Raw genomic sequence first — 19,922 nt, forward strand, 5'->3', positions numbered from 1 at the left:
TGGGAACGGGGGTTGGCGGACGCGCCCTCGGCGCAGCAGGGCCCACAGGACACCCCGAGTGCGGCGAGGTCGCGCACCCGGCGCGCCTCAGATCTGCCAGGACCGCAACCGGTCAGCCGCGCCGTAGACATCGGCCTTGCCCGACATCAGGTCGCGGGCGAGGTCGACGAGGGCACCGTACGGCGGATCGATGCCGACACCGCTGACGAACATGTACGCCACCGCCGCCGAGCAGGCGAACCGGGCGTTGGCCGACGGCAGCGGCTTCAACAGGGCGAGGGTGTGCAGCAGTGCGGCGGCGCGCCAGGCCGGGTCGGAGTCGACGCCGAGCCTGGGCGGGTCGACGCGGTGGCGGGCCACGGCGGCGACTAGCGCCGAGAAGTCGTTGACCGTGGGCTGGTCCGGCAGGACCTCTTCGTGGCGCTGGAGCAGCCAGGGCACGTCGATGTGGATGACGGGGGGCATGGGTCAGGCAGCCCGCCCCTCGCCCGCACCCGGTGGTTCGTCCTCCGGGAAGGCGGCCGCGAACTCGTCCGCGTGCGCGGCGAAGAACTGCCGGAAGACCTCGGCACCTTCCTGCAGCGCCCGGTGCCGCACGATGTCGGCGGCAGCCGCCTCGCGCACCAGGGCCTTCATCGACGTCCCGCGCTCCTTGGCGATCTGCCGCAGGTCCTCTAGCTCGCGCTCACTGAACTCCACATTGAGAGCTGGCATGCCCTCACGGTACCGCGCGGGTACTTACTCGTAAATACTCCCAGCTCAATGGCGATGCCGACCGGTACCGCCCTAGAGCTTGCCGGTCACCAGCACCGCCTTCCCGCTGATCTCCCGCCGTTCGAGCTCGGCGTGCACACCGGCGGCTGTCATGAGCGGACGCACGGCGCCGATGCGCGGCGCGATCTCACCGCTCCGGGCCATACCGAGCAGGCGCTCCATGCTCCTGCGGTACCACGCGCGATCACCCTTGATCTCGGACGGCACCATGCTCACAGCGGTGCGCCTGCCCGGCCGCAGGTTCATCAGTTTCACCCGGGCCGCGCCCCGCACGGTGTCGGCGACCATGTGTCCCGGGCGGCCCGCGAACGCGTAGCTGACCAGCACTCCCCCGGGCGCCAGAACGCGGTACGCCTTGCGCAGGCCCGGCCCCCCGAGGTGGTCGAACACCGCCTGGACGCCGCCCGGTTCACGCTCACGCAGGACGGCTTCGAAGTCCTGGCTGCGGTAGTCGATGAAGGTCACACCCTGCCGTGCGAGCAGTTCCTCGGCACCGGGCGCCGAGGCCGTGCCGTACATCCGCAGTCCGCGCAGCGCGCCGAGGCGGCTGAGCGCCTGGCCGACTCCGCCGCTCGCACCCTGGATGAGGACGGCATCCTCGGCCCCGACGCGGCCGTGGGTGTCCAGGACGCTCAGTGCGGTGAGGTGGTCGAGCGGGACCGCGGCGGCCGTCAGTGGGTCCAGGCCGTCGGGCAGGGGAACGAGTTGCCACAGCGGCAGTGAAACGTACTCGGCGTACGCACCCATCTTCGTCAGGGCGACCGCGACGCGGGCACCCTCCTGAAGCCAGGCCGGCCTGGGGCCGTCGGGCGTGAAGTCGACGATCTCGCCGACGAGTTCGTAGCCCGGAGTGAAGGGTGCCTTGCGCTGCAACAGGTAGTCGCCCGACCGCGCCATCAGGTCGGTGAAGCCCACTCCGGCGGCCAGCACCTTGACGCGGGCGTACCCCCGAGGCGGCTCCGGCAGCGTGGCGTCCACGGGCCGCATGACGTCGGGGCCCCCGAATCGTTCCACGACGATCTTTCGGTACCTGATCTCACTCATGAACCTCACCATTTTCTGTGTCGTGTCATTAAGTTATACGACACATAGTTGAGTGACCAGGTCAGGTTCCAGTTCGGCAATCAATGAGTGTCGTGTAACATACTTCCTCCGTCCGCCGACCCCCGGGAGAGCAGCACGATGGAGCCGGCCGAAGAAGTTCGCTTCCTCATCCTCGCCGCACAGCGCGAGGGAAACCGCCAACTCGCCCAGGGGCTGCGCCCGTTGAGAGTGACTCCCGCCCAGGCCGAGGTGCTGCGACTGCTCGCCGAGCGACAGCCGCTCAGCATGTCCGGGCTCGGCGCCCTGCTCGTGTGCGAGAGCGGCGGCAATCCCAGCCGCCTCGTGGACCGTCTGGTGACCGCGGGATTCGTGCGGCGCGAGGAGGGGAGTCACGACCGGCGCCATGTGGAGCTGACACTCACCCCCGCCGGACACGAGACGGCCCGCGCGGTGGCCGCGATCGAGGCGGAGCTGCACGCCGGGATTCACGCAGCGGCAGCCGGTCACGACGTCGAGGCGGTGCTCGCCCTCCTGCGCACCCTGGTGTCCGGATCGAGTGCCGGCGACGCCGTAGCCCTGCGTGCGGGCCGGTCCGCCGACCCGCACGGAGCGCGCTGACACCTCGGGGCGCGATGTCCGAATCCCGCCAGCAGCCCCTTCCGTACGGCACCAGACTCGTACCCATCGGCCCCGCACACCATCACTTCGTACGTGTCGCCGGGCCGAAGGACGACGAAGGAAAGGGTGAACGCGACGATGACGACGTACACGACCATCGACAGCCCGCTGGGCGAGCTGCTGCTCGTCGGCGAGGACTCGACACCGGAGGGGGTGGCACTCGCCTCGCTCTCGATGCCGGGGCAGCGCAATACCCCGGCCGTCCGGCAGACCTGGCGGCGCGACGACTCCGCGTTCGCCGAGGCCGCCCGGCAGATCTCCGCATACTTCGCCGGGCAACTCACTCGATTCGAGCTGGAGTTGGCCGACTCCGGGACGGAGTTCCAGCGGCATGTGTGGCGGGCGCTGGAGGAGATCCCGTATGGCACTACGACCACGTACGGCGAACTCGCCGAGCGGCTGGACGTCCCGCGGGCTGAGGTACGGGCGCTGGGCGCGGCGATCGGGGCCAACCCCCTGCTGCTGGTGCGGCCCTGCCACCGGGTGATCGGGGCGGACGGCTCGATGCGCGGTTACGCCGGCGGTGTCGAGCGCAAGGTACGGCTGCTCACGCACGAGGGGGCGCTGCAGCCGATGCTCACCGGCGTCTGATCACCATCGCTGACACTGCACTGGAGAAACGCGTCATGACTGCCATCCGCGCACAGGCCCGCCGCCGTGTCGACGCCGCCGACTGGGCGGCGTTGGCCGAGGAGTTGGACGCCTACGGCTGCGCGCTCACTCCCCCGCTGCTGACGCCGGCGGAATGCCGGGACCTCGCCGGACTGTACGAGCGGCCCGAGCTGTTCCGGACCACCGTCGACATGGCCCGGCACCGTTTCGGGTCGGGCGAGTACCGCTACTTCACGCACGAACTGCCGCCGGAGGTCGCCGCCCTGCGGGCCGCGCTGTACCCGCGACTGCTGCCGATCGCCCGTGACTGGGCAGGTCGGCTGGGCCGCCCGGCGCCGTGGCCGGACTCGCTGCAGGAGTGGCTGTCGCTGTGCCACGAGGCGGGCCAGGACCGCTCGGCCCAGATCCTGCTGCGCTACGGGGAGGGCGACTGGAACGCCCTGCACCGCGACGTCTTCGGCGACATGGTCTTCCCGCTCCAGGTCGTCATCGGCCTGGACGCCCAGGGCGCCGACTACACGGGCGGCGAGTTCCTGCTCGTGGAACAGCGCGCCCGCGCCCAGTCCCGGGGCACCACGACCGTCCTCGCGCAGGGCCACGGCCTGGTCTTCACCACCCGGGACCGCCCGGTGCGCTCGCGGCGCGGCTGGTCGGCCGGCGCGATGCGGCACGGCGTGAGCACGGTGCGCTCGGGCCGCCGGCACGCGCTGGGCCTGGTCTTCCACGACGCGGCGTGACGCCGGTCCGCACCCTACGGATCGTCTCGCACCCGGTGACGAGTGGCCCTGCCCCCGGTACGGCGGACAATGGTGCGTAGGGGCCTCACATCGCCCCATGGGTGTGTGGAGGCCTCACATCGCCGAACCGATCGAAAGGCGGCGATCATCATGGCTGAACACCCGCACGCAGCACTCGTCCGCAAGGGCTACGAGGCTTTCTCACGTGGTGACATGGACACGCTGCGCCAGTTGACGGCGTCGGACGCCACCCACCACGTGCCCGGCAGCCACCCGATGTCCGGCGACTTCAAGGGCGTGGACACGATTCTCGACATGTACCGCCGCCAGTTCGAGGAGACCAACGGAACCCTCAAGGTCCAACTGCGATACGTGCTCGTCGACGGCCGCGGACACGCGGTCTCCCTGCACCACTACACCGCCGAGCGCAACGGCAAGCGAATCGACGAGACCGGAGGCATCGTCTTCCGGATCGTCGGAGACAAGGCCACCGACCTCGACGAATGCGTCGAGGACATCGACAAGAGCAACGAGTTCTGGTCCTGATTCCCCCTCCTCTCCCCGCCGAGCAGGTGCCGGGCCCGAAGGTGCCGGCTCAGCCGAGGAGGGGGGCCGGCTGGCCGGTCTCCGCGTAGGCCTTGAGGGCGGTGAACTTGGTTGCCCAGCCGTAGGTGAAGTTGCGGTAGGCGTCGTCCTGGACCGGGAAGCCGGCGTGCGTGAAGCGGAGCAGGACGCCGCCCTCGGGGACGTCGAGGATCTCGTACGTCTGCGTGGTGCCGCTCCACGGTCCGTTCGCGCCCTCCAGCACCAGGCGCCGCTCGGCGGACTCGGTGACGCGCAGCCGCCAGGGCTCCGCTACGCCCGGGAAGGTCAGCGCGTGCTCCGCGCCGACCCCCTCCCCCACCGCCGCGTCCGCGGTGAACCAGCTGCGCACGCCGGCCCCGGTGGCGATGGCCTCGCGCACGGTGTCCGCCTCGGCCTCAATGGTGAGCTGCATGGCGATGTCAGCCATCGGATGCCCTCTCGGAGTCTGGGGTCTGCAATCTGGAGCCTGGGACCTGGGCCTTTATGCCGCGCTCTGCCGCCACAGCCCGCGCCGGCGGTAACCCGCCTGCCAGAAGAGCCGGTTGAGGATGCGGGCCGGCGGCGGCACCACCTTGAGGAACCGGGCGCGGTAGGCGGGCGAGATGCCGTCGAGGATCCAGGGCACGAACACCGCGGCCCCGCGCAGTCCCTGCTGTTCGACGATACGACCGGTGAAGGCGCGCCAGTCCGCTTCCGTCAGCACCTCCTGCATCAGGGGCAGGGTGTTCTCCTCCTCGTGCCCGAGGTGCTCGTCGAGGGCGGACGCGAGCGCCTCGACCAGTTCGGGCAGCTTCGCGGACCGGTCGGCGAGTGCCGTGTCGACCGCGGTGAGCAGCGGGTCCAGGCCGGCGTGCTCGGCCTCCATCGCGGCGAGGAGGGCGACGTCCTCGGGCCGGTCCATGACCTTGCGCTGCACACGCGGCCACAGGTCGCTGTCCTCGGCACTGTGGTGGATGTGCAGCTGGTGCCGGAAGTTGGCCCAGCCCGCGAGGACCGCGGGGGCGTCGGCGGTGCCGTCCGCCGCCGCCTTTCCGAGGCGCTCCAGGTCGCGCCGGAAGGCATCGTGGGCGGCGTACATCGCGATGAAGTCGATGGTCATGAGGTGGCTTCCTCCAGTTCGGGCTCGTACACGGGAAGGGCGTGCGGGTTGGCGGACGGTCCGTGATGGCGGCGTACGGCGAGACAGGCGAGCGCGCCGGCCAGCAGGACCGCGGCGGAGACGAGTACGGCGGGGCCCATCGCGTCGACGAAGCCATGGCCGAAGACCTGGCCGCCGAGCTCCCGCATGCGGGCGGCGACGTCGTGCGGGACACCGGCCGGAACACCGCCCGCCTGCCCGGCGTTGACGTCGGACCCGGCGTGCGAGAAGGCGTCGACGAAGCCGTCGCGGTAGGCGACGGGCAGCTGCCCGGCGCGCTGTCGTGCCTGATCGGCGAGGGAGCCCGCCAGCTGCGCCTGGAGTACGGCGCCGACGACGGCGCCCGCGAGGACCGAACCGACCTGCCGCAGCGCGTTGTTGACACCGGAGGCCGCGCCGGACAGCCGCGCCGGTACGTTGCGCATGACCTCCGTGGCCATCGGCGCGAAGGTGCAGCCCGCTCCGAGACCCGCGAGGAAGAGCGGGAAGGCGACGGCGGTCCAGCTCGAACCGGTGTCGACCGCGGCCGCGATCCAGATCAGCGCCGCGGCCCAGGCCCCCAGCCCGGTCATCAGGATGAACTTGCCGCCGACCTTGTCCGAGAAGGCGCCCGCCGGGCCGGCCGTCACGAACGAACCGAGGGCGAGGGGCAGCAGCACGAGCCCGGACTTGAGGGCGCTGAAGCCCAGCACCGACTGGAGGTAGATGGTCAGCGGCAGGAACATCCCGAGGACGCCGAAGGACACCGTGATGCCGACGAAGTTGAGGAGCGTGAAGTTGCGGTCCTTGAAGAGGGAGAACGGGACGAGCGGATCGTCGGTCTGCTGTCCGCGCTCGTGGACGAGGAACCCGGCGAACAGCAGCGCAGCCGCGCCGAACAGCGCGAGGATCCAGCCGTTCCAGTCGTAGCGCTGCCCCTCGATGAGGGCGAAGGCCAGGCAGCACAGGGCTGTCGAGGCGAGGACCACGCCGAGGGTGTCGAAGCGGTGGCGCACCGTGCGCCGCTGCCCGCCCGGGATGATCGCCGCGGCGAGCACCAGGACGAGGACGCCGAGCGGGAGGTTCACGTAGAAGATCCACCGCCAGTCCAGATGCGTGATCAGTGCGCCGCCGATGATCGGGCCCAGCGCCCCGGAGATGCCCGCGACTCCACCCCAGACCCCCATCGCCACGCCGCGCCGGTCGGCCGGGAACACCTCGGCGATGATCGACAGCGTCTGCGGCATGAGCAGCGCCGCGCCCAGCCCCTGCACCGCGCGGAACGCGATCAGCTGGGCCGGGTCCTGTGCGAGGCCGCAGGCCAGGCTCGCCAGGGTGAACAGCGCGACGCCGGACATGAACAGGGTGCGTTTGCCGCGCAGGTCGCCGAGACGGCCCGCAGTGATCAACAGGACCGCCAGGGCGAGGGTGTAGGCGTTGACGACCCACAGGATCTCGTCCAGGGAGGCATCCAGATCCTCGCCCATGTCGGGGATCGCGATGTTCACGATCGTCAGGTCGAGCAGCGTCATGAAGAACCCGAGCGAGAGCGTGATGAGGATCGCCCAGGGGTTGCCGTGCCATTTCTTGAACACTATGCCGGTCTCCTTGTGTCGGACTCGAGTTCAAGAGGGCGCCGGTCCCGGCCGCCGTGACGTCGTGAGACGTACGTCACTCTTCGCCGTCCGATGTCACATTCCGGCCCCCTGTCGGGCTCGCAGTAGTGAGCCCACCCAGGGGAGGCAAGGCCATGTCCGAGGGGACCGACACCGCGACTCAGGTGTTCGTCGACCACCGCGAGCTGCTCTTCGCGATCGCCTACAACATGCTCGGCAGCGTCGCCGACACCGAGGACGTACTGCAGGAGACCTGGCTGTCGTGGACGGGCCGACGGCACGGCTCGCCCCTCGACGGGATCAGCAACCCGCGCGCCTATCTCGTCCGCATCGCGGTGAACCACGCGCTCGCGCGGCGCGCGGTCATCACCCGCCGCCGCGAGACGTACGTCGGCCCGTGGCTGCCCGAGCCGCTGCTCGACGAGGCCGCCCCCGACGACTCGGCCGAGGGCGCCCTGCGCTCCGAATCGGTGTCGCTGGCGATGCTCGTGGTCCTGGAGTCGCTCACCCCACTGGAGCGGGCGGTGTTCGTCCTCAACGAGGTGTTCGGCTACCCCCACACGGAGATCGCCGAGGTCCTCGACCGCACCCCGGCGGCGGTGCGCCAGCTCGCGCACCGCGCCCGGCAGCACGTGCACGCCCGCCGTCCGCTCTACCGCGCCCATCCGCGCGTACGGCAGCAGGCGACGGAACGTTTCGTGGAGGCCGCGCTCGGCGGTGACATCGCCGCGCTGATGGAGATCCTGGCGCCGGATGTCACGGTGTGGACGGACGGCGGCGGCAAGGCGCGCGGGGCGGGGCTGCGGCCCGTGCACGGCCGGGACAAGGCGGCCCGGCTGCTGGCCGGCTACGCCACGCACCGCGGCACTGGCCTGGACGTCCGCTACCGGCGTGTCAACGGCGACGACTCCGCGGTGGTGTTCGAGGGCGAGTCGCCGTACGCGGTCATGGTCATGGACCTCACCCCGGACGGCGACCAGGTGTCCGACGTCTACATCGTCACCAATCCCGAGAAGCTCGCGCATGTGCGCCGCGAGGAGGACACCAATACGGCCAAGGAGCGCGCATGACCACCACCGAGCAGCCGGGCACGGCGCCGCAGCCGGCTTCGCGACCGGCCGGCAAGGCGTCGTCCGGTGAGCGGGTCGCCGACTGGTTCGACGGCCGCCTCGGCGTGTACAGCCTGGGCAGGCAGTATCTGCGCAAGGTCTTCCCGGACCACTGGTCCTTCCTGCTCGGCGAGATCTGCCTCTACAGCTTCGTCGTGCTGATCCTCACCGGTGTCTATCTGACACTGTTCTTCCATCCGTCGATGAACGAGGTGACGTACCACGGCAGTTACGTCCCGCTCAACGGCGTACGGATGTCGGAGGCGTACGCCTCGACCCTCGACATCAGCTTCGACGTGCGCGGCGGGCTGCTCATCCGGCAGATCCACCACTGGTCCGCGCTGATCTTCCTCGCCGCCATGCTGATGCACATGATGCGGCACTTCTTCACGGGCTCGTTCCGCAAGCCCCGCGAGGTGAACTGGCTGTTCGGCTGGACGCTGCTGCTGCTCGGCCTGTTCGAGGGCCTCTTCGGCTACTCGCTGCCGGACGACCTGCTGTCGGGGACCGGGCTGCGGTTCGTGGACGGGGCGCTGCTGTCGATGCCGGTCGTCGGCACGTATCTCTCGTTCTTCACCTTCGGCGGCGAGTTCCCCGGCCACGACATCGTGGCCCGCTTCTACTCCCTGCACATCCTGCTGATCCCCGGCATCATGGCGGCCCTCGTGGTGGCCCACATCCTGCTGGTCGTCTACCACAAGCACACCCAGTTCGCGGGGCCCGGGAAGACCGAACGCAACGTCGTGGGCGCGCCGTTCATGCCGGTCTACATGGCGAAGGCGGGCGGCTTCTTCTTCCTGGTGTTCGGCGTCATCGCACTCATATCGGCGGTCGCGACCATCAACCCGGTCTGGGTGTACGGCCCTTACCGCGCCGACCAGGTGTCGACGGGCGCCCAGCCCGACTGGTACCTGGGCTTCGCGGAAGGGCTGGTGCGTGTGATGCCGGGCTGGGAGATCACCGCGGCGGGACACACGCTGAACCTCGGCGTGCTCATCCCGGTCGTCGTCTTCCCCCTCCTCCTGGTCTTCGTCGCCGTCTACCCCTTCCTGGAGTCCTGGATCACGGGCGACCGGCGCGAGCACCATCTGCTGGACCGCCCGCGCAACCGGCCGATCCGCACGTCGATCGGCACGGCGTGGATCAGCCTGTACCTGATCCTGCTGGCGGGTGGCGGGAACGACATCGTGGCGACCCGCTTCCATCTGTCGATCAACATGGTGACCTGGTCGGTACGGATCGCCCTGTTCGTGGTCCCCGCCGTCGTCTTCGTGGTGACCCGCCGCATCTGCCTCGGCCTCCAGCGGCGCGACCGCGAACTCGTGCTGCACGGCCGCGAGACCGGCGTCATCAAGCGCCTGCCGCACGGCGAGTACGTCGAGGCACACCGGCCCCTCTCCCCCGCCGAACTCCACACCCTCACCGCCCACGAGGAGCCGCCACCGCTGGAACTCGGCCCCGCCCAGGACTCCAACGGCGTCCCGAACGGCGCGCCCCGCTCCGTGCGCCTGCGCGCCGCCCTCTCCCGCAGGCTCTACGGCGAGGGCACCCGCGTCGAGAAGCCCACGGCCGAGGAGTACGAGGAGGCGCGGCGCCACTAGGGAGCGCCGCCGGGGAGGCGGAGGCCTCCCCGGCGGCGGACGCCCGGTCTACGCCACGGGCGCCTCCAGTTTGCTGATGCGCTGGGCACCGTTCGCCTCGCCCGGGTGGGCGCTGGTCAGGGTGAGGCGGAGGGCTGTGCCGCCGGCCGCGTCGAAGGTGACGACGGTGGGCGCGTCCGAGGCGGTGGCCCAGTCGACGGTGGCGCCCGTCACCGGCACGTACTTCCTGCCGTCCCAGACCTCGACCTCGACGGACGCGGGCAGGGTGTGGGTCGCGTCGACGGTGAAGGAGACCTCGACGCGGTCGAAGGTGCGCGAGCGCGCCCAGGTCAGCGAGACCCAGTCCTTCGGGCGGGCTCCGTTGAACGCGGGCAGCAGGGCGGTGGCCGCCTTGTAGAACGCGTTGGACCAGCCGGTGGCCGCGTCGCCGTCGACCATGGCGGCGGGGAGGGTGTCGGGTCGGCCCGAGTAACTGGCGTCGGCCAGTGGGTAGTTGGGGGTGCCCGGGCCCGGGTCGGGGGCGAACACGGCGGCCGGGGTGGTCGCTTTCGCGCGTGCGGTGGTGGTGCGTACGGTGACGGTGTCCGAGTGCAGCCCGTCCGAGCGCGCTCGCACCTTCAGCGAGCCGGGCTTGGTGCCGGAGCGGACGACGGCAAGTGCCTTGCCGTGGAAGGCGGTTCGGGTGCTCGCCTGGTAGCGCTCGGCGCTCTCCTCCCGCCCGTTGTCGAGTCCGGCCAGCGAGCCGCCGTCGACCTCGAAGGCGATCAGGTGCTCGGCGTCGGGCACGACCACACCCCGCGCGTCGACGACCTCCGCGGTCACGAAGCAGAGGGAACGCCCGTCGGCGGCCAGTGACTTGCGGTCCGGTGTGAGCCGCACGGCGTGCGGTGCTCCGGCGGTGCGCAGGACGTCGGTGGCGACCGTACGGCCGTCGCGGCGGGCGACGGCCTTCAGCTCACCGGGCGCGTACGGCACCTTCCAGGTGAGGTGCAGCTTGCCCGCGCTGCCGTTCGGGCTGGTGTAACTGCCGGGGTAGGGGCCGCTGGTGACCGACTTGTCGTCGCCGCTGGCCTCCGTGGTCTCCAGGTACGTGCGGCCGTCGGTGGTCTTCTTGGTGTCGAACGTCCTTGTCCCCAGGGACTTTCCGTTGAGGAAGAGTTCCACGGTGTCGACGTTCGCGTACGCCCACACCTCGACCGTGTCGCCCTCCTCGTGGTTCCAGCTCATCGGCACCAGATGGACCATCGGCTCGCTGATCCACTGGCTCCGGAAGAGGTGGTACATGTCCTTCGGGAACCCCGCCGTGTCGACCGCGCCGAAGAAGGACGCCTTGACCGGGAACACGTCGTACGGCGTAGGCTCCCCGATGTAGTCGATGCCCGACCACAGGAACTGCCCGGCGAACCACTTCCGGTCCCGGTCCTTCTTGTGCCCGTACTCCCCGCTGATCGTCCACGAGGCGAGGTTGTTGTCGTACGAGGAGGTCGCGCGCCGGCCCGGCGTGTGGTTCTCGCCGGTGTTGAGGTGTTCCGGCTCCTGGTAGGTGGAGCGCGTCGAGGTCTCCGACGACGACTCGGACTCGAAGAGGAAGAGGTGGGGGTAGGCGGCGTGCAACTGGTCCACCGAGGCCGCGGTGTTGTAGTTGAGGCCGAGCCCGTCCAGCTTGGCGAGCATCAGGTCGGCCGCGGAGCCCTTGGCGGGAATACGGCGGTACTTGTCGGAGCCGATGACGAGCGGGCGGGTGTCGTCCACCGCCCTGATCGCGGCGATGATCCGGTCGGCCATGGCGAGCCCGGCGGTGGAGGTGGAGTCGGGTATCTCGTTGCCGATGGACCACAGCACCACAGCGGGCGAGTTGCGGGCCGCGAGCACCATCTCGGTGGCGTCCTGGTCGGCGTACTCGGTGAAGAACCGGCCGTAGTCGTAGGCCGTCTTGCCGGTCTTCCAGCAGTCGAAGGCCTCCACCATCATCACGATGCCCAGCTCCTCGCAGACCTGGACGATCTGCGGCGAGGGCGGATTGTGGGAGGTGCGGAAGGCGTTGACTCCCATCGACTTCATGATGGTCATCTGGCGGCGTACGGCGTCGATGCTGATCGCGGCGCCGAGCGCGCCCTGGTCGTGGTGCAGGTCGACGCCCTTGATCTTGGCGTGGATGCCGTTGAGATGGAATCCCTCGTCGGGGTCGAAGCGGAACGAACGGATACCGAAGGTGGTCCGGTAGCTGTCGGTGACCCGGCCCCCGACACGGAGTTCGGTCTCCAGGGTGTAGCGGTGCGGGGCTTCGAAGTCCCACAACCGCGGCTCGGGCACGGTGAGTTCGTGGGTCTCCGCCTTCTCGCTGTCGACGGTGACGGTGGAGTGCGTGCGGGCCACCACCCGGCCGCCGGGGTCGACGACCCGCGAGCGGACCTCCACCTCGCGCGGGGTGCCCGACTGGTTCGCCACGGAGGTCTGCACCCGTACAAGGGCGCTCTTCGCGGTGATCTCCGGAGTCGTGACATAAGTCCCCCAGCGGCGGACGTGCACCGGCTCGGTGACGACGAGCCGGGCGTCGCGGTAGATGCCGCTGCCCGAGTACCAGCGGCTGCTGGGCAGTCGGTTCTGCACCTTGACCGCGATGACGTTGGCGGTGGTGCCGTCGGTGTGCAGGAGGTCGGTCAGGTCGAAGGCGAACCCCGTGTAGCCATAGGGGTGCCGGCCGACCTGCGTCCCGTTGCAGTACACGTACGCGTCCATGTAGACGCCGTCGAACTCCACCGAGATCCGCTTGCCGGCCAGGGCGGGCGGCAGGGTGAAGGAGTTGCGGTACCAGCCGAGGCCACCGGGGAAGAAGCCGGTGCCGCTGGTGGTGCCGTGCTCGGTGGTCGGCGTGAGCTCGATGCTCCAGTCGTGCGGTACGGCGACTTCACGCCACGCCGCGTCGTCGTAACCGGGCTCGGCGGCCCCGGCGTACGCACCCGTGGGGTCGGTGATGCCACCCGGGTTGACCAGCGCGAAGCGCCAGCCGTCACGGAGTTCCACGGTGCGGCGGCCCGCGGCGCTCGCGGGCGACGCGGCCCAGGCGTCGGTGGCGCCCGCGAGCGTCCCGACCGCCGGTACGGCCGTTCCTGCGATCAGTACCGATCTTCGAGTGACCGTCATGGCGGCTCCCCCTCATCAAGGGCTCATAATTCATCACAACTAATCGTGAGCAAACAGATTCTGACGGGATGACACACACGGCAGTCAAGGGTCTGACAGCTACTTCCGCCCCGGCCGTCACATCGGCTTGAATCCCACCCGGCCCGCGCGCCCGTCGCCCCTCACGATCCGCTCGTCCGATCCGCCCCGCGCCGGGCCATGTGTCGGGTGCAGGGCCCGTCCAAGCACTAGGCTGGAACACAAGTGACGCGCTTGTTCACTGTGAGTGTGCGCAATGGAGTGGCGACGATGACCCCGGTCCACCCCCTCGACGAGGCCGCCACGGCACGGGCTGTCATCGACGAGAACGGCATCCTGATCCGCTGGAGCGAAGGCGCCCGGCGGCTGCTGGGCTACGCGCCCGCGGAGGTGGAGGGCCGGCCTGCCGCCGACCTGCTGGCCGACCCGGCCGAGGCCGCGGCGCCCGACCCGGCCGCCCACCGCTGGAGCGGCACCCTCTCCCTGCGCCGCCGCGACGGAGGCGTCCTGTCCGTGTGGCTGCTCGCCCACCGCAGGAGACCGGAGCACGGCGGCAACGACGACTGGCTCGTCGTCACCCCGCTGGCGGGTCGCGACCGGCGTCCACCGGACGACCCGCTGACCACGGCCGTACTGGCGCAGTCCCCCTGCGCGACGGCCGTCTACGACGAACGGCTGCGGCTGTACGGCCTCAATGACGCGATGGCCGCCGTGATAGGCCTCCCGGAATCCCGCATCCGCGGCCTGCGGCTCTCGGAGATCGGTGGCAAACGCGAGAGCGAGGAGCTCGAGCAGCACCTGTACGAGGTGCTCGTCGCCGGGCAGGGGCGCGAGGTGGAGACGTACATGCGCACGGGCGGCGAGGACCACGCGCACGCCTGGCTGGCCCGGATCTCCCCGCTCACCGACGCCGAGGGCCGGGTGCGCGGTGTGTGCCTGGCCGCGCACGACTTCACCGAGCAGTACCTCGCCCGGGAGCGCCTGCAACTCGTCAACGAGGCGAGCGTCCGCATCGGCAGCACCCTCGACGTCACCCGGACGGCGCAGGAGCTCGTCGACGTCTGTGTGCCCGCGCTCGCCGACTTCGTCAGCGTCGACCTGATCGATCCGCCGGGCCAGAACGGCGAGCCCCGCACGGAGCCGCCCACCGCCCCGGTCACGCTGCGTCGCGCCGCGCACCAGTCGGTGCTCCCCGGGGCTCCCGAGGCGGTGGTGAAGGCCGGGGAGGTCGACCTCTACCCCGCCGCCTCGCCGCAGGCGGACTCCCTGCTGGCCGGGCGCACGATCGTGGCGCCGGACTCCGCGAGCACTCTGTCGGAGTGGCTCGCCTGGGACCGGCTGCGCGGCGAGCGCATCACGGAGTTCGGCATCCACGCCACGATGTCGGTACCCATCCAGGCCCGCGGCACCACCCTCGGCGTGGCCGTCTTCACCCGGCACCGGCGCCCCGACCCCTTCACCCCCGACGACGTCCTGCTGGCCGAGGAAGTGACGGCCAGGGCGGCCATCTGCATCGACAACGCCCGCCGCTTCTCCCGGGAGCGGCAGACCGCGCTCGCCCTGCAACGCAGTCTGCTCCCCCAGTCGCTGCCCCGGACCGCCGCCGTGGAGGCGGCCTCGCGCTACCTCCCGGCCGCACGCGCCGGCGTGGGCGGCGACTGGTTCGACGTGATCCCACTGTCCGGGATGCGGGTCGCCATGGTCGTCGGCGACGTCGTCGGCCACGGCATCCAGGCGTCGGCGACCATGGGACGACTCCGTACGGCCGTACGGACCCTCGCCGACATCGATCTGGCCCCCGACGAGCTGCTGACGCACCTGGACGACCTCGTCGTACGGCTGTCCATCGAGGCCGGCTCCGAGGGTGTCACCGGCGAGGTCGGCGCCACCTGCCTGTACGCGGTCTACGACCCGGTCTCCCGGCGCTGCACGATCGCCCGGGCCGGCCATCCGCCGCCCGTCATGCTGCCGCCGAACGGATCGCCCCGGCAGATCGACGTACCGGCCGGTCCGCCGCTGGGCCTGGGCGGCCTGCCCTTCGAGTCCACCGAGATCGACCTCGCCGAGGGCACGGTGCTCGCCCTGTACACCGATGGCCTGGTCGAGAGCCGGGAGCGGGACCTCGACACCAGTCACCAGCTGCTGCTGCGCGCCCTGGCGCAGTCCCCGGGGGCACTGGAGGAGACCTGTCACACGATCCTCCAGTCGCTCCTTCCGGTGGGCGGTGCCTCCGACGACGTGGCGCTGCTGCTCGCCCGCACCCGCGGCCTCGCGGCCTCGCAGGTGGCGACCTGGGACATCCCGGCCGACCCCGCACTCGTGGCGCCGATCCGCAAGCAGGTCGTCGACCAGCTGGACTCCTGGGGTCTGAGCGAGGCGACGTTCCCGGCCGAACTGGTGGTGAGCGAACTGGTCACCAACGCCATCCGGTACGGCGAACAGCCCATCCGGCTGCGCCTCATCCACGACTCCGCCACCCTCATCTGCGAGGTGTCCGACACCAGTCACACCGCCCCGCATCTGCGCCGCGCCAAGATCTTCGACGAGGGCGGCCGCGGCCTGCTGCTGGTCGCCCAGCTCACCCAGCGCTGGGGCAGCCGCCACACGGCCGACGGCAAGACGATCTGGGCGGAGCTGACCCTGCTCGGCGAGTGACGGGACCGGTCGCCGACTCGGCGGACGCGACCGGGGTGGGGTGCGATCGATCACGTGGAGCCTGATTTGATGAAGGGGCACCACGACCGTGTCCCGGAGGACCGAACCCTGAACACCCCGCTGGCGGAGTCCCTCTCCGTCGTCCTGCTCGTCGCCGTGCTCGTCTGCGCGGTGGTCCGCCCCTTCAACTGGCCAGAGGCCGTCGTGGCCGTCCCGGCCGCCGGGCTGGTGATGGCCACCGGAGCGATCTCCTGGGACCACGCCCGCGCCGAGGCCGCACACCTGGGACCGGTGATCGGGTTCCTCGCGGCGGTCCTGGTGCTGGCCCGGTTCTGCGACGACGAAGGGCTCTTCCGGGCCGGCGGCGCGTGGATGGCCCGCTGGGCCGCGGGCAGCCCCGGGCGCCTACTCACCGCGGTCTTCGCGCTCGCCTCGGCGATCACGGCGGTGCTCAGCCTGGACGCCACGATCGTGCTGCTCACCCCCGTCGTGTTCGCCACCGCGGCCCGGATGGGCGCCCGCCCGAAACCGCACGTCTACGCCTGCACCCATCTGTCGAACACGGCCTCGCTGCTCCTGCCGGTCTCCAACCTCACCAACCTGCTCGCGTTCACCGCCAGCGGTCTGAGCTTCACCCGCTTCGCCGCACTGATGACGCTGCCCTGGCTCGTCGCCATCGCCGCCGAGTACGTCGTCTTCCGGCGCTTCTTCGCCCGCGACCTCGGCGCGGCCGCCCCGGCGCCGAGCGTGGACGAGCCGCCGGACATGCCGCTGTTCGCCCTGGTCACCGTGGTGTGCACACTGGCCGGGTTCGTCCTCGCCTCCGCGCTCGGCATCGATCCCGCCTGGTCCGCGGCGGCAGGCGCCCTCGTGCTCGCCGCCCGCGCGCTGCTGCGCCGCCGCGCCACCCCGCTCACCGTGGTGCGTGCCGCCGCCCCCGCCTTCCTCGCCTTCGTGCTCGCGCTGGGCATCGTCGTACGGGCCGTCGTCGACAACGGTCTCGCCGACGCCCTCGGCCGGCTGCTCCCGGACGGGTCCGGACTGCTCGCGCTCCTCGGCATCGCGGCGCTCGCCGCTGTCCTCGCGAACCTGATCAACAACCTGCCCGCGGTCCTCGTACTGCTGCCGCTGGCCGCGGTGTCGGGTCCCGGCGCGGTGCTGGCCGTGCTCCTGGGCGTCAACATCGGTCCCAACCTCACCTACGCCGGTTCCCTGGCGACGCTGTTGTGGCGGCGTATCGTGCATCAGCACGACCACGGCGTCGACCTCAAGGAGTTCACCCGCCTCGGGCTGATCGCCGTACCGGCCGCGCTGGTCCCGGCCGTTGTGGCCCTATGGGCCTCACTCCACGTTCTCGGAGGCTGATTGCGCATGCGGGTCGTCGTCTGGCTCGTCGAAGGGACCTGGCCCGCGTGCGTGGACGCGGTGCGCGGCCACGCGCCGCACGCCACCGATGTCGTACTGCTGCACGTCAGCGAGCCGGACGTACCCGGCCTCGCGCACGGCGCCTTCGCCGGGCTGCTGGGCCGCGGCCGCTCGGAACCCGACCCCGGCGACCGCCTGGAGGACCTCGGGACGTCCTCGGCCACCCTCCTGCTCGACGCGGCCGCCGAGCGACTGGACGGCCCCTGCACCCGGTTGAAGCGAACGGGGCGCGCCGAGCGTGCGGTGGTCGCCGCCGCCGAGGGCGCCGACCTCCTGGTGCTGGCCCGCGACGGCGACCGCGCGCGCCTCGGTCCCCGCAGCCTGGGCCCGGCCGGGCGCTTCGTGGTCGACCATGCGCCGTGCCCCGTTCTCCTGGTCTGGCCCGAACCGGCCCCGGACGTCACGACACTGCCGCCTCCGCCGCACGCCTGATCCCTGGCTCCTGGCTCCTGGCTCCTGGCTCCTGGCTCCTGGCTCCTAGCCGCGGGTGCTTCCGCGGCTGTGGCACGGGTTCACGACGCTCCCAAAAATACCCCCTGGGGTATCTCCTGCTACGCTCTCAAATACCCCCAGGGGTATTTCAGCGAGGAGGGCACATGACCAGCACGGCATTCCCCGAGGCGGCGGAGCATGAGCCGGAGGTGCAACCACCCGGCCGTTCCGGGCCGCTCGGGCAGCTCGGCGCCTGGACGGCCGGGCACTTCAAGCAGGTGCTCATGGGCTGGCTGGTCGTCGTGGCCGTGCTCGGCGCGTTCGCACCGCAGGTCACCTCGGCGCTGTCCGGGGCTGGCTGGCAGAGCAACGGCTCCGAGTCGGTGCGGGTGCGCGAACTGGCCCAGGAGCACTTCGGCGGAAACGCCTCGTCCGCGATCCAGGTGGTCGTCGGCTCGAAGGACGGGAAGGTCACCGACACCTCCGCGCGCAAGGTGATCGCCGAGGTCACCCGCGCACTCAAGGCGGACGACCGGATCGGCGAGGTCATCGCTCCTCAGCCGGGCGTCAGCATCAGCAGGGACGGACGGACCGCCGTCGTCCTCGGCGGCGCCGACGCCAACACCGACGACATGGTGCGCGCCGCCGACGACCTCAAGGAACCCCTGCGGAAGCTGTCGACCGGCGACATCACCGTGCGTGCGACCGGCGCCTCGGCCATGTGGAGCGACTTCAACACCGCCAACCTGGAAGCGATGATCCACGCCGAGATACTGTCCTGGCCGGTCACCCTCGTCGTGCTGGTCATCGCGTTCGGATCACTGGTGGCCGCCGGACTTCCGCTCCTCCTCACGATGGCGGGGCTGGCCGCCTCGGTCGGCTCCCTGGTCCTGCTCAGCCACGTCATGCCCATCTCGATCTGGGCGATGGACTTCGCCCTGATGTTCGCGCTCGCGCTGGGCATCGACTACGCGCTGTTCCTCGTCATCCGCTTCCGGGCGGCCCTCGCGGCGAGCGGGGACCGGCGCCGGGCCGTGGTCGAGACGATGGACACGGCCGGGAAGGCCGTCCTGCTGTCCGGGCTCACGGTCCTGGTCAGCCTGTCCGCGGTGATGCTGGTGCCCGCCCCCGCCGTACGCACCATGGCGGTCGGCATCATGCTCTCGGTCGTCTTCGTGCTGGCCGCGACGCTCACGCTGCTGCCGGCCGTCCTCGGCAGACTCGGCCCGCGCGTCAACAAGTTCGCGCTGCCCCGGACCCGCGCGGATCGGGCCGCGTCGCCTCGCTTCCAGGCCTGGGGCGAGCGTCTGTGGCGGCAGCCGCTGCGTTTCGGCGCGCTCGCCCTCGCCGTACTGATCGCCCTGGCCGTCCCCGTCCTCGGGCTGAAGACCGCGATGCCGTCCATCAAGGTCGTCCCGGAGAACGACAGTTCGCGTCAGGGGTACGAACTCGTCCAGTCGGCTCTCGGCAAGGGCGCCCCCGGCATGCTCCAGATCGTCACCCCGTCCGCCGACGCCGACGCCGCGGTCGAGGTGCTCACGACGAACGAGGGCATCGCCGCCGTCACACCCGCCCAACAGGCTGCCGACGGATCGCACTTGACCATGATCCAGGCCATGCCGTCCGTCGATCCGTCCGACGGTCAACTGGCGCGCACCGTCGCCGGACTGCGTGCCGAGCTGCCCCCGAACGCCCTGGTCGGCGGCGCGGCCGTGGAGAACCTGGACCTCAAGCAGTCCCTGGACGACAAGGCACCGCTGGTCATCGGAGTCATCCTGGCGCTCGGCTTCGTCCTGCTGCTGATCGCTCTGCAGGCCCCGCTGATCTCGGCCCTCGCCGTCCTGACGAACCTCCTGGCCACCGGCGCGGCCTTCGGAGTCGCCCGGCTGATCTTCCAGGACGGGCACCTCTCCGGCCTGCTCGGCTTCGATCCACAGGGCTTCCTCGACGGCTGGGGACCGGTCTTCTTCTTCGCGATGATCTTCGCCATCGCCATGGACTACACCGTGTTCCTGCTGTCCTCCGCCAAGGAGCACTACGAGCGCACCGGAGAGCCCAGGCAGGCGGTGATCGGCGCGCTCGCCCACTCCGGTCGCGTCATCTTCGCCGCCGCCGCGGTCATGGTCGCCGTCTTCTTCACGTTCGCGCTCGCCGACCCGCTGCCGCCCAAGGAGATGGGCATCGTGCTGGGCGTCGCGGTGCTGCTCGACGCGTTCCTCATCCGACTGGTCCTGCTGCCCGTCCTGCTCCGACTGACCGGCCGCGCCGCCTGGTGGTCCCCGGCATGGCTGCGCCGCATCCTGCCGGACGTGCGCTTCTCGCACGACTGAGCGCTGCTTTCCGTGCGGCGGAGGGACACCTTCGCCGCACGGTCG

17 protein-coding genes are annotated in these 19,922 nt (G+C 70.9%); 10 read left to right on the plus strand and 7 right to left on the minus strand.

Annotation, left to right across the window (positions count from 1 at the left end; translation table 11 throughout):
• Positions 1-87: 87 nt before the first annotated feature.
• The 3 genes from AB5J56_RS03980 to AB5J56_RS03990 all read right to left on the minus strand — a co-directional run bounded on the left by AB5J56_RS03980 (position 88) and on the right by AB5J56_RS03990 (position 1,818).
• A complete protein-coding gene (locus tag AB5J56_RS03980; protein WP_369230064.1) occupies positions 88-465 on the minus strand; it encodes a toxin Doc in 378 nt (125 codons plus the stop codon).
• 3 nt (positions 466-468) lie between these two features.
• Positions 469-714: a hypothetical protein gene (locus tag AB5J56_RS03985; protein WP_369230066.1), complete on the minus strand. Its 246-nt coding sequence runs from the start codon at positions 712-714 to the stop codon at positions 469-471.
• Between the two features lie 72 nt (positions 715-786).
• Entirely contained in the window at positions 787-1,818 is a 1,032-nt protein-coding gene (locus AB5J56_RS03990) for a zinc-binding dehydrogenase (RefSeq protein WP_369230068.1), read from the minus strand.
• A gap of 138 nt (positions 1,819-1,956) precedes the next feature.
• Between AB5J56_RS03990 and AB5J56_RS03995 the strand changes: the two genes are divergently transcribed.
• The 4 genes from AB5J56_RS03995 (at position 1,957) to AB5J56_RS04010 (ending at position 4,391) form a co-directional block, all read left to right on the plus strand.
• Positions 1,957-2,436: a MarR family winged helix-turn-helix transcriptional regulator gene (locus AB5J56_RS03995; RefSeq protein WP_369230070.1), complete on the plus strand. Its 480-nt coding sequence runs from the start codon at positions 1,957-1,959 to the stop codon at positions 2,434-2,436.
• Positions 2,437-2,574: 138 nt separating this feature from the next.
• A complete protein-coding gene (locus tag AB5J56_RS04000) occupies positions 2,575-3,087 on the plus strand; it encodes a methylated-DNA--[protein]-cysteine S-methyltransferase (RefSeq protein ID WP_369230072.1) in 513 nt (170 codons plus the stop codon).
• Positions 3,088-3,122: 35 nt separating this feature from the next.
• Positions 3,123-3,845 carry a 2OG-Fe(II) oxygenase gene (locus tag AB5J56_RS04005; RefSeq protein ID WP_369230074.1) on the plus strand — a complete coding sequence of 241 codons (723 nt, stop codon included), beginning with the start codon at positions 3,123-3,125 and terminating at the stop codon, positions 3,843-3,845.
• Positions 3,846-3,995: 150 nt separating this feature from the next.
• Entirely contained in the window at positions 3,996-4,391 is a 396-nt protein-coding gene (locus AB5J56_RS04010; RefSeq protein ID WP_369230076.1) for a nuclear transport factor 2 family protein, read from the plus strand.
• A 49-nt stretch (positions 4,392-4,440) separates the two neighbouring features.
• Here the strand turns inward: AB5J56_RS04010 and AB5J56_RS04015 are convergent, their stop codons facing one another.
• The 3 genes from AB5J56_RS04015 to AB5J56_RS04025 are packed head-to-tail and all read right to left on the minus strand — an operon-like array spanning position 4,441 to position 7,142.
• Positions 4,441-4,857, minus strand: coding sequence for an SRPBCC domain-containing protein (locus AB5J56_RS04015; protein WP_369230078.1), 417 nt, complete (start codon positions 4,855-4,857; stop codon positions 4,441-4,443).
• A gap of 54 nt (positions 4,858-4,911) precedes the next feature.
• On the minus strand, positions 4,912-5,529 hold the full coding sequence (locus AB5J56_RS04020) for a hemerythrin domain-containing protein (RefSeq protein WP_369230080.1): 618 nt from the start codon (positions 5,527-5,529) through the stop codon (positions 4,912-4,914).
• The gene (locus tag AB5J56_RS04025; protein WP_369230082.1) at positions 5,526-7,142 is read right to left on the minus strand and encodes an MFS transporter; all 1,617 of its coding nucleotides are present in this window, start codon (positions 7,140-7,142) and stop codon (positions 5,526-5,528) included. Before AB5J56_RS04025 ends, AB5J56_RS04020 begins: the two co-directional genes overlap by 4 nt.
• Positions 7,143-7,297: 155 nt before the next feature.
• Between AB5J56_RS04025 and sigJ the strand changes: the two genes are divergently transcribed.
• Both sigJ and AB5J56_RS04035 read left to right on the plus strand, forming a co-directional pair.
• Positions 7,298-8,233 (plus strand): RNA polymerase sigma factor SigJ, encoded by a 936-nt coding sequence (sigJ, locus tag AB5J56_RS04030; RefSeq protein ID WP_369230084.1) that lies wholly within the window; start codon positions 7,298-7,300, stop codon positions 8,231-8,233.
• Positions 8,230-9,873, plus strand: coding sequence for a cytochrome bc complex cytochrome b subunit (locus AB5J56_RS04035; protein WP_369230086.1), 1,644 nt, complete (start codon positions 8,230-8,232; stop codon positions 9,871-9,873). Before sigJ ends, AB5J56_RS04035 begins: the two co-directional genes overlap by 4 nt.
• A gap of 48 nt (positions 9,874-9,921) precedes the next feature.
• Here the strand turns inward: AB5J56_RS04035 and AB5J56_RS04040 are convergent, their stop codons facing one another.
• Positions 9,922-13,017 (minus strand): glycoside hydrolase family 2 TIM barrel-domain containing protein, encoded by a 3,096-nt coding sequence (locus tag AB5J56_RS04040; RefSeq protein ID WP_369230088.1) that lies wholly within the window; start codon positions 13,015-13,017, stop codon positions 9,922-9,924.
• A 288-nt stretch (positions 13,018-13,305) separates the two neighbouring features.
• On the opposite strand from AB5J56_RS04040, the gene AB5J56_RS04045 reads away from it, so the two are divergent.
• From AB5J56_RS04045 to AB5J56_RS04060, 4 genes are all read left to right on the plus strand, one after another.
• Positions 13,306-15,690 carry a SpoIIE family protein phosphatase gene (locus AB5J56_RS04045; protein WP_369230090.1) on the plus strand — a complete coding sequence of 795 codons (2,385 nt, stop codon included), beginning with the start codon at positions 13,306-13,308 and terminating at the stop codon, positions 15,688-15,690.
• 69 nt (positions 15,691-15,759) lie between these two features.
• Positions 15,760-17,055, plus strand: coding sequence for an arsenic transporter (locus AB5J56_RS04050; protein ID WP_369230092.1), 1,296 nt, complete (start codon positions 15,760-15,762; stop codon positions 17,053-17,055).
• 6 nt (positions 17,056-17,061) lie between these two features.
• Positions 17,062-17,547, plus strand: a complete 486-nt coding sequence (locus AB5J56_RS04055) for a universal stress protein (protein ID WP_369230094.1) — start codon at positions 17,062-17,064, stop codon at positions 17,545-17,547.
• A 164-nt stretch (positions 17,548-17,711) separates the two neighbouring features.
• Positions 17,712-19,877, plus strand: a complete 2,166-nt coding sequence (locus AB5J56_RS04060; protein ID WP_369230096.1) for an MMPL family transporter — start codon at positions 17,712-17,714, stop codon at positions 19,875-19,877.
• The last annotated feature ends 45 nt before the right edge of the window (positions 19,878-19,922 follow it).

Source organism: Streptomyces sp. R21 (genome assembly GCF_041051975.1).
GTDB lineage: Bacteria > Actinomycetota > Actinomycetes > Streptomycetales > Streptomycetaceae > Streptomyces.